The sequence below is a fragment of the Prevotella sp. AM23-5 genome, from assembly GCF_003473645.1.
Taxonomy (GTDB): Bacteria; Bacteroidota; Bacteroidia; order Bacteroidales; family Bacteroidaceae; genus Prevotella; species Prevotella copri_A.
Genome location: NZ_QUCG01000087.1, coordinates 1 through 10710, shown reverse-complemented (window position 1 = coordinate 10710; position 10710 = coordinate 1). Strand labels below are relative to the sequence as shown.

Genomic DNA, 10710 nt, shown 5'->3' with positions numbered 1-10710 from the left:
TCATTTTTATTATTATAGTTCATATTCAATACGTTTTAATGGAAAAATTTACGCAAAAAAGAATCCCATCCGAGCTTTTCGGATGGGATTTATCGTTTTTTATACGTTTTTGCACGATTTATTGTCGCCAGCAACGCTTCTTTTCACGCTTAATCCTGGTAATAAACCCTCTTCACTCGGTTGCTGATGGTGGTCAGTACTTCGTAAGGAATTGTCTCCAGAATATCACTCAACACCTGAACAGGAAGATGCTCTCCGAAGATTTCCACGCTATCACCTTCCTTGCAATTGATGCCGGTGACATCGATCATCGCCACATCCATACAGATATTGCCTACATAATCTGCCTTCTGACCGTTGACCAGACAGTAGGCATGGCGATTGCCGAGACGGCGGTTCAAGCCATCAGCATATCCGATAGGAATGGCAGCGATGACGCTGTCCTTATCGAGGATGGTCTTGCGACTATAGCCTACACTATCGCCCGCCTTCACGTTGTGCATCTGGAGAATAGTAGTCTTCAGGGTGCTCACACAGTTGATGGTCTTGTTGTTGCGGGAGTTGATGCCATAGAGTCCGAGACCCAGGCGGCACATATCCAACTGGCGCTCCGGGAAGTGCTCGATACCTGCCGAATTGCAGATATGGCGCAGGATCTTATGGTCGAAGGCAGCCTGCAACTGTCGGCTTCCCTTATCGAAGAGTTCAAACTGATGGGCAGAGAAATCATCGAAACTATCGTCATCGCTTCCCACGAAATGAGAGAAGACAGAACGAGGGATGATGGCATTCTGATGCTTCAGCTTACCGATAAGCTCCTCCATATCGTTTTCAGGATCGAAGCCCATGCGATGCATACCGGTATCGAGCTTGATGTGAACAGGGAATCCGGTGACACCCTCCTTCTCTGCAGCCTTGATGAGCGCATCGAGCAATCGGAAAGAATACACCTCAGGCTCCAGGTCGTAATCGAACATGGTCTTGAAGGCTGTCATTTCCGGGTTCATGATCATGATATTGCTGGTGATACCGTTCTTGCGAAGGGTGACACCCTCATCGGCAACAGCCACAGCCAGATAATCTACACGATGATCCTGCAGGGTCTTGGCAATCTCTACCGCTCCGGCACCATAGCCATCCGCCTTGATCATGCAGACCAGTTTGGTTTCCGGCTTCATGAAGGCACGGTAGTAGTTGAGGTTGGCAACCACCGCATTCAGGTTGACCTCGAGGGTGGTTTCATGCACCTTCTGCACCAGCAGTTCGGTAAGCTGATCGAAACCAAACTGGCGGGCACCCTTCAGGAGGATGACCTCATCGCGGAGGGAGGCAAAGACCTCGCTATTGATAAACTCCTCCACATTCGGGAAGAAGAACTTTTCTGAAATCTGAATCGTATCATGCTGTTTGCAGAGTTCCGGACCGATACCGATGAACTTCACTACGCCACGCTTGCGGGCAAGATCGCTCACCTCTTTATATAGAGCCTCAGGAGTCTGACCGCTCTGATAGATATCGCTCAAGATCAAAGTATGGCGACGGCCACGATGATCAGGACGGCGGTTCATGAAGTCGAGAGCGATGTCGAGTGAGTTTATATCACTGTTGTAACTGTCGTTGATGAGTGTACAGCCATGCTGACCCACCTTTACCTCCAGTCGCATCGCCACAGGTTCCAGTTTTGCCATGCGCTTGTCGATATCCTCGGCAGAAACGCCGAGCTTCGAAGCCACCACTGCACTGATGATGGAGTTCTGGATAGATGCATCATCGATGAATGGGATGGAGAAACTGTCCATCTCACCTTTATATATATAGGTGATAACGCTCACACTCTGCTGCTTCTCGATGTTCTTCACATAGAAAGGAGCCTCAGGGTTCTTGAGCGACCAGAAGAGTTTTTCACCCTTGTAATCAGGATATTCAGCCACCACCTTGGTAATCAGTTCATCATCACCATTATAAACCACGGTCTCTGCATCATGGAAGAGGATGAGTTTCTCCCGGCACTTCTCCTCCAGGGAAGAGAAGTTCTCCTGATGGGCAGAACCCACATTGGTGAGTACGGCGATGGTAGGCTGAATGATGTCGCGCAGGGCAAGCATCTCGCCCGGCTGACTGATACCAGCCTCGAACACACCCACCTGGGTCTGCTCGTTCATCAGCCAAACCGACAATGGCACACCTATCTGCGAATTATAACTGCGAGGACTGCGGGTGACGAACATGCTTGGTGAGAGCAGCTGATAAAGCCACTCCTTGACCATGGTCTTGCCATTCGAGCCCGTAATACCCACGATAGGGATGTTGAATTCATCACGATGACGTTCTGCCAGGCGCTGGAGAGCCTCCAGCGTGTTGACAACCTTCAGGAAGTTGGCTCCCGGATAATCAGAAGCATATCCCTTAGGGACATCAGTCACCACAAAGTTCTTGACTCCACGACGATACAACTCCGGAATGTAGTTGTGACCGTCATTGCGCTCAGACTTGAGTGCAAAAAACAGAGTTTCCTCCGGGAAACAAAGAGAACGACTATCGGTCAGGATAAAACCGATGTTGGTATCATTGTCTCCATAGCGACGCGCACCTATCAGTGTGGTTACCTTTTCAATAGTATATGTCATTGTCTTAATACTTTAAATGTTCTACATTATGCTTTTGGGCTTTCAGCCCGTCACTAACCCATACTTTTTCTCGAACCATCTTTTCCTTTCTTCCGTTTTGGCGATGAACTTCAGATGTTCCTCGCTATCGGGGTTGAAGGGCTTGTGTCCGAGGGCTTCCCGGATGGGACGCCAGTCTTCCAGAAACTGTTCGGCAGCCTTGCCGAAATAGGTTTCCCGGAATTTCTCCCAGATATATTCTACTGCCTGATCGCTCGGATGCAGCATATCTTCCTTGTAGAATCGGTAATCACGAAGTTCATCGTTCATGATTTCGTAAGCTGGAAAATAGCTCAACACACCAGGATTCGCCTTCACCAAGCAGTCTGCAGCCAACTGAAGCGTAGCCTTCGAAAGCTGACTTCCATGATAGCCGTATTTGGCATAACGGATGGGGCTTACGGTTACGATTACCTTCAAGCTGGTATAGAAAGTTTCATCTTCCGATGTTTCATCTTTCAAACCTCGTTGCTTCAGCAAATCAATCGCCTTTTGCAGATACGCAGCACATTCCTCTACACTCAGTTCCCTTTCCTCGAAAAGGCGCTGGGGGCGCTTCTGGCAGTTATCCACAATCTCGCCCGTTTCCTTCAGAATATACACGTGGTTCGTACCCAACGTAAAGACTGCTACACGAGGATGCACCTCGGCGCATTTCTCTACCGTATGGAGAATGCTTGCCGGATTATACATCACACCGAAGGGATTCACCGTAGCACGGAAGCGATTCTCCACGAATCGGCGACCCAGATTGTCGGCAAAGCAACTGCCCACGAAGAGCATCTGCTCTGCCGGCTGTATCTCGAAGTCGGCCTTCGGAATATCAATTTCTGTTCGAAACAGCATCTGTCTTCTTGCGCTTTTTGATTTCCACTCCTATACCTATTATAATAAGGAGTACCAGAACACCATAGCCGATATAAGCTACCATCTCTGTATTCTTGAGCGACTGAGGATGGAAATCGAGTACCACCTTGTGGTTGCCCGGTTTCACGTTGATGGCACGGAGGATATAATCCACACGTCCCAGTTCTACAGGCTGACCATCTACGGTAGCAGTCCATCCAGGATAGTAAATCTCAGAGAAGACGATGACGCCACCCTTGCTCGACTTCACCTCGTAGGTGAGGTTGTTTGGCTTATACTGGATCATCTTCACCACCGAAGTATCATCCTGCTTCACGCTCTGAGCCAGCTGCTCCTTGAACTTGGCATCAGCCACTGCCACATGACGGAGGTTGACCTTGCCCACGCCATCAATCTCCTCGTTGGCATTGTTGACATACTGCACCTCATCCACAAACCAGGCATTGCCGTAGGCGTATGGATTCTGTACAGGAACCGTCTGACCGCCCTGCAAAGGCAGGATGAAGTATTTGGTATTGAGCATGTTCAATACAGGGAAGATACTGTCGCCATTTACCTTGGTCATATCACCACCTGCCTCAGCCACAGCCTTCATCGTCTTCTGCATCTCAGGAGCGATATGTGCATCAATCATCTCCTGATAGCGACGGAGCTTGGCAGGATGATAACCGCCGATGCTCTTGTGGTAATAAGAGGTCTCGTTCTCATTGAAGGTATTGGAAGCGAGATTGAGCACACGGTAATCGAGCGCCTTGTCGCGGCAGATAATCTTATCGGTCTCCGTCATCTGCTGAGGAGTATCGCGCACGTTCTTATCTACGAACATATCATCGTAGAGATAACGCTTGTTCACCATCCACATATCTACGAGACAGAGTACGGCGATGCCGGCAATCATATACTCAGCACCAAACTTCTTCATCTTGTAAAGCAGCAGGAAGGCTGAGCCGATGACGATGATCCAGAACGAGCGCCAGCAATCGGAAGTAAAGATGCTCTTGCGAATCTCGATGAGATTGCTCATGAGCGGCCCCTGGTATTCTGCCGGCAACTGCTGCAACGCCTGAGTTTCCTGAACGGAAATGAAATCAGGGAAGAAGACACTCGGCATCAGGGCAAAGAGCAGACAGAAGCCTGCCGTCAGACCAAAGCTGGCATATACCAGCTTGATCTTACTGGTGAGTATCTCCGGCTCATCAATGATTTTCTTCAAAGCCATCATGGCAAGCAACGGAATGGTGAACTCGGCTATCACGAGGATAGAAGCCACCGTTCGGAACTTGGCATACATCGGAATGTAATCAAGGAAGAAATCGGTGAACGGCATGAAGTTTCTACCCCAGGAGAGCAGGATGCTCAGGATGGTGGCAGCCAGCAATGCCCACTTCATAGGACCCTTGACAATAAACAAACCGAGGATGAAGAGCATACATACGAATGCTCCTACATATACAGGACCGCTCGTACCAGGCTGGTTGCCCCAGTACTGTCCGAGCTGCTGATAAATCTGCACGAAGTTAGGATCCGCCTTCTCCATCGCCTGCGTATTCTGGGCGAGAGGTACGGAAGCACCACCCTTGGCATCAGGAATCAGAAGCGTCCAGGTTTCATCAATACCATAGCTCCACTGGGTGATATAGTCTCTATCCAAACCACTGCTGGTCTGGTTGGCAGTATTCTTCTTCACCAGTTCGCTCTTTCCACGCATGGTTTCCTGACCATACTGCCAGGTATGATACAGGTTGGAGAGGTTGAGCGAGATACCGATGAGGGCACCCACGGCACATACCGCTGTCGCCTTGCCGAAACGGGCGAGTTCCCCCTTCTTGATGGCATCTACCAGGAAGGCAATCACCATGAAGAGGATGATGAAGAGATAATAATAGGTCATCTGCACGTGGTTGGCATTCACCTCGAAAGCCGAGAAGATGGCAGTGAGGAGCAGACCTTTCAGATACTTACCCCGATAAGCCAGTACCACACCCGCAATCATAGGAGGCAGATAGGCCAAAGCCCATACCTTCCAGATATGACCTGCAGCAATGATAATAAAGAAGTAGGATGAGAATGCCCAGATGATGGAACCCAGCACCGCCAGCGATTGTCGGAAATCGAAGGCACGGAGCATGATATAAAAGCCCAGGAGATAGACAAACACATACCATACATAATCAGGCAACCACAGATGATAAGCCTTCGTTACCTGGCTGAGCACCTGGGTACTGCCGTACGAAGGCGACATCTGATAGGTTGGCATACCACCAAACACAGAGTTGGTCCAACGGGTTGTCTCGCCAGTCTGCTGTTGGAAAAGCTCTTTCTCATGTCCCAATCCCTTGCTCGCCGCCGAGTCGTGTCGGAACAGAATTCGTCCGTCCATGTCGGCAGGCATGAAGTACACGAAAGAGATCACTGCAAAAACAATCACTACCAGAATATCCAGTAGATACTTCTTCAATAATTTCATCTTTTTCTATAAACGTTTATAATTTGGTGCAAAGATAATGAGAAATGAAGACACTACAAAATAATAGAAGAAACTTTTTACTTTTTTTATCGAAGAAAAGGCGCAATAGGGTTTTCCCCCTATCATTATAGGGATTCTCACGCTGCAAGATGACCGAAAATCCATACCTTTGCACCAGATAATAATTAAAATCACATCAATATGAAAAGAATCGCATTTATCATGATGGCAATACTCCTGGCAGTGATTCCATCAACAGCTCAGAACTATAAGAATAGTAGATATTACAACAAGAAGACGGGACATCTCGACTACAGATACAACCACAGTTACGGTGCTCCATACTTCGGTTTCCGAATCGGTCCGGCATTCACCTACGTAAATTCGGATGATCCCCGTCTGGATGGTGGTGACTGGCAGACGGGTCTCAACGTAGGCGTTGTTGCCGGCATTCCGCTCACGGATACTGCGCCTCTGTATCTGGAGACGGGTCTCTCCTATATTGAAAAAGGTGGCAAGAAGGATCTGGTTTCCGGCAAGAAGATGACCTACGACCTCAACTACCTGCAGATTCCTGCGGTGTTGAAATACAAGTATGATGTAGATGACCACTTCTCCATCCAGCCACAATTCGGCGGTTACTTCGCCGTGGGTGTAGGTGGCAAGATCAAGAACTTTGCCGAGCGAGAGGCCCAGAGTTCCTTCCGCAGCGACAACTTCCGCCGTCTGGATGGTGGTCTGCGCATCGGTTGCGGCATCGGCTACGATATGTTCTATGCCGACCTCACCTACGACATCGGCCTTGCAAACATCTGCCACGACAGTTTTGACAAATCGCATAATGGAGCCCTCTTGCTCAATTTCGGAGTGAATTTCTAATTTTCAAAGCATATTTCCGGCAATTCCATAGATTTATGGGATTGCCTTTTTTGCATCTTACGATTAACCTATTTTAACAAGAATACCTACGTTTGAGTAAAGATAAGAAAACAACAATCTGACGCAATAACACCACCACTTTTATCCGAATTAACAGACAAAAAGACGAAAAAAAACATCATTTTACTACTAAAAACTAGGTATTTTTAGTATTTTCCTCCCAAAAAGGTACAAAAAAAAATGTTTAATTTTAAAAAAATATTGTATCTTTGCCTTCACAAAAAAGAAACACCCGTATCATTACAAAACAAAGTTTCATGAAAAGACAGAGAGAGAGAAAACAGAAGACGAGTAGTATTCATAAAAGTATTACTGTAGGATTGGCTACCATAGCGCTCTGCACTGCGCCAGCTAATCTTATGGCAGCTTCAGTGAATCATTCAGAGGTGTTCAATAATATGACCTTACCTCAAAGCCAAAGTTTAATAGGCTACGTTTACGACCAGGATAAGAACCCGCTTGCAGGTGTAACTGTAAAAGTAGAAGGTACCCAGATCGTAACCGTAACGGATGATGAAGGTCGCTATGCTTTCAGCCAGCCTATCAAACGTGGGGCAAGTATAAAATTCACGATGCTTGGTTTTAAGGCCAAGCATGTGGTTTACAAAGGACAGTCAACCATCAGTCCGATGCTGGAGCCATCTTCTACCTCAGTAGGTGAGGTCGTAGTCATGGCGCGAAGCAATATCAATGCCATAGACTTACGTTCCAAGTCGGGCGTTGTAGAAAACGTTGACATGAAACGTGTAGAGGCAAAGCCTATGATAGATATGGCTTTGGCTTTGCAGGGTGCTGTGCCTGGTCTTGTCGTTACCAACACAGGAGATTTGGGTTCTGCCCCAAAAATCCGTTTACGCGGCAACTCTTCCCTAAGACAGGGCAATACAACCAACGAACCACTTTATGTAATGGATGGACAGATTATCTCTGCTGAGACTTTTTATAATCTGAATCCTTCGGATATCAAGAGCATGAAAGTGCTGAAAGATGCTACAGCCTGCGCACTCTATGGCGTGAAGGCTGCTAATGGTGTGCTCGAAATTACCTCGCAACGCGGACATTCCGGTGCGCCTCTCATCAACTACAGCACCAATATGGGTATTACTACCCGTGGTCGTCGTGGTCTGAAGATGATGAATTCAGCAGAAAAGCTGGAACTGGAGAGACTAATCGGTAATGCAGAGACACCAGGCTATCGTTATAGTGAGGACTATTATCGCAAATACTTTGCCAACGACCCAAACTTAGCCAGTATGATAGCTGAAGGACAGAGCAAGCTTGATTCCTTGCGCAATATCAATACCGACTGGTTCAACGAACTATTGCGCAACAGCTTCTACCAGCGCCACAACTTAAGTCTTCGTGGCGGCAATGACCAAACAACTTATTTTCTTTCTGCCAACTATTCTTATCAGGGTGGTCGTATCGAAGGAAATGACAAGCAGCGTATGGGATTCCGATTAAACGTTGACCAGAAGTTGGGCAAGATTGGTTATGCCATGCTGGGCGTGACAGGAGCTTATTCCAAGACCAACACTCCGAACGGTACTGCCAATGACCCATCTTCATTGATTTACGAATTAAATCCTTATGAGCAGAAGACCGGAAAGTTATGGTCTTATCCAGGCCAGACCTATAAGGATTTGATGAATCAATACAGTGCTGAATCTAATGACAAGGAGTTTGGAGTGAATGGAAACATCACCTTGACACTATTGCCAGGTCTTGACATTGCAGCAGTGGCAGGTATCGACTTTGTCTTAGACGAATCACACCAGTTTACCCCATCAACCGCATACTCAGAGATGCATAGCGGCGTGGCAGAAGTTGCACGAGGTATTTATTCGAAATCCAAGAATACGACAACCAATATTTCTGCGAATGTGCGTGCTACCTATACCCGTACGTTCAATGAAATTCATGACCTCACTTTCAGTGCCAACATGGACTATTATGATACCAATATCGACAACCTCAGCACTACTGGTTATGGTGTTGGAACCATCAACTCAGCAGCAGCCATCAATCAATCCCTTACCGGTTCACGCAGGGTAAAGATGAGTGCGCCAAGAGACAAGAATCGCCAGTTGGGTATTGGAGGTGTGTTGGGATATAGTTTGTTGAGTACCTATGATCTCTATGCAACCTATAAGGCCGACGCATCCTCTGTCTTACCTTCCGACAAGCGTTGGAACAAGGCATGGGCTGTCGGTTTGGGATGGACACCTTCAAATTATGCTTTTCTGAAAGACAACAAGGTGATTTCCCGTCTCAATTTCAAGGGATCCTATGGTATTACAGCCAATCTCAATGGTGTATCCGTATCGACAACAACAGGAACCTTCTCCTACTCTACCAATACATACGAAGACCAACGTGTATTGGAGTTGATTTCCTTGTATAATAAGGATTTGAAGCCAGAACAGAATAAATCGATAGATTTGGGTATGAGCATGGATTTGTTCAATCGCATCACATTGGATGTCAACTATTACAATCGCCGTACAGAGCAGGCATTGCTTGATGTGCCAATCCCTACATCAGTAGGTTACTCTACTTTGAAGCGAAATATCGGTGTCCTTCAGAATAGCGGTTTAGAAGTAGGTCTGAGTGCAAAGATTATAGATACATACAATTGCCGTTTCAGCATAGGGGCAAACCTTGCCTATAACAACAACAAGGTACTCGACCTCTATTATGCAGATAAGATTTATACCACAGAAGATCAATTGGTACCAGACTATGAGGTAGGAAAATCATACGACATGCTCTATGGACCAAAATCCCTGGGTATAAATCCTCTTACAGGTTATCCTGTATTCCTCTTGCCAAATGGCACGGAGAAACAGGCAACAGAAGCGCTGACAAAAGACGATGTCGTAGCATTGGGACATCTCACGCCTCCTTATTCAGGTACATTCAATCTGAGCTTCTCTTACAAGTCATTCGACTTTGACATGGATTTTTATTACGTTCATGGCGGCATCCAGCGTTTCAATTATTCCTATGTAAGAGACAAGGATAATGTCAACAAGAATGCCGTTGCCGGTCAGACAGATAAGATGTGGTTCAAACAGGGAGATGAGGACAAAATCTATTGGACACCATTCTATACTTCATCTACGGCAGAAGACAACATTGCACTATATCCCAACTCCAGGACAGTAGGCAAGAGCGACTATTTGCGTCTCTCCATGATAAGTATGCGCTATCGTTTGCCATCAGACACCCTGCAAAAGGTATTGCCATTCTTGCAGTATGCTACAGTGGGCTTCCAGGCTTCCAACCTCTTCACATGGACCTCCTATAAAGAGAGTGACCCAGAGAGCGGAACACTTGCCGGCACAACACAACCAATATATACATTCAATTTGAATCTTACATTCTAGGAAAAATGAAGAATTATATAAATATCATAAAAAAATCACTGGTCTTAGTAGGCAGTACCATGCTTTTAGCTAGCTGTTCACTCAATGTACCCCCACCCGACCAGTTTTCCGACCCTGATGCCATCACAGATGTCAAAACAGGACGTTCTTTACTAACCTCCTGCTATCTGAGTTATCCCCATCAGGAGTATGAGTTTTCTCTTTTGGGTAACGACTTCTGTCCTACCAACCTGGCGGGAAAGGATGTAGAAACCCAAAATCTCTACAATTGGCAAGACAAGAATATCAGTAACCTCTCTTCTACAGTATGGTCTGAATATTACACCTGCATTTCAAATTGTGATGCTCTATTAGAACAATACTCTGTTAATTCTTATGTAAT

5 protein-coding genes and 1 pseudogene are annotated in these 10710 nt (G+C 46.7%); 3 read left to right on the top strand and 3 right to left on the bottom strand.

Annotation, left to right across the window (positions count from 1 at the left end):
• Window positions 1-149: 149 nt before the first annotated feature.
• Genes DW657_RS15110 through DW657_RS15100 form a run of 3 tightly spaced genes read right to left on the bottom strand, consistent with a single transcriptional unit; the run spans window position 150 to window position 6000 of the window.
• Window positions 150-2627 (bottom strand): bifunctional UDP-N-acetylmuramoyl-tripeptide:D-alanyl-D-alanine ligase/alanine racemase, encoded by a 2478-nt coding sequence (locus DW657_RS15110; protein ID WP_118313269.1) that lies wholly within the window; start codon window positions 2625-2627, stop codon window positions 150-152.
• A gap of 42 nt (window positions 2628-2669) precedes the next feature.
• Window positions 2670-3512 (bottom strand): GSCFA domain-containing protein, encoded by an 843-nt coding sequence (locus DW657_RS15105; protein WP_118313268.1) that lies wholly within the window; start codon window positions 3510-3512, stop codon window positions 2670-2672.
• Window positions 3490-6000 carry a YfhO family protein gene (locus tag DW657_RS15100; protein ID WP_118313267.1) on the bottom strand — a complete coding sequence of 837 codons (2511 nt, stop codon included), beginning with the start codon at window positions 5998-6000 and terminating at the stop codon, window positions 3490-3492. The genes DW657_RS15105 and DW657_RS15100 overlap by 23 nt, the downstream gene beginning before the upstream one ends.
• A 201-nt stretch (window positions 6001-6201) precedes the next feature.
• Here DW657_RS15100 and DW657_RS15095 point away from each other — a divergent pair, with 201 nt between their 5' ends.
• The 3 genes and pseudogenes from DW657_RS15095 to DW657_RS17600 form a co-directional block, all read left to right on the top strand.
• Complete coding sequence (locus DW657_RS15095; protein WP_089543985.1) at window positions 6202-6879, top strand: porin family protein; 678 nt, start codon at window positions 6202-6204, stop codon at window positions 6877-6879.
• Between the two features lie 458 nt (window positions 6880-7337).
• On the top strand, window positions 7338-10328 hold the full coding sequence (locus DW657_RS15090) for a SusC/RagA family TonB-linked outer membrane protein (RefSeq protein ID WP_233547127.1): 2991 nt from the start codon (window positions 7338-7340) through the stop codon (window positions 10326-10328).
• A gap of 5 nt (window positions 10329-10333) precedes the next feature.
• Window positions 10334-10710: pseudogene (locus DW657_RS17600) on the top strand (RagB/SusD family nutrient uptake outer membrane protein); the annotation flags it as partial.

Bases quoted from the DNA above. Each gene is read 5' to 3' on its own strand.
- DW657_RS15110 (WP_118313269.1), bottom strand. From the start codon at position 2,627: ATGACATATACTATTGAAAAGGTAACCACACTGATAGGTGCGCGTCGC.
- DW657_RS15105 (WP_118313268.1), bottom strand. From the start codon at position 3,512: ATGCTGTTTCGAACAGAAATTGATATTCCGAAGGCCGACTTCGAGATA.
- DW657_RS15100 (WP_118313267.1), bottom strand. From the start codon at position 6,000: ATGAAATTATTGAAGAAGTATCTACTGGATATTCTGGTAGTGATTGTT.
- DW657_RS15095 (WP_089543985.1), top strand. From the start codon at position 6,202: ATGAAAAGAATCGCATTTATCATGATGGCAATACTCCTGGCAGTGATT.
- DW657_RS15090 (WP_233547127.1), top strand. From the start codon at position 7,338: ATGACCTTACCTCAAAGCCAAAGTTTAATAGGCTACGTTTACGACCAG.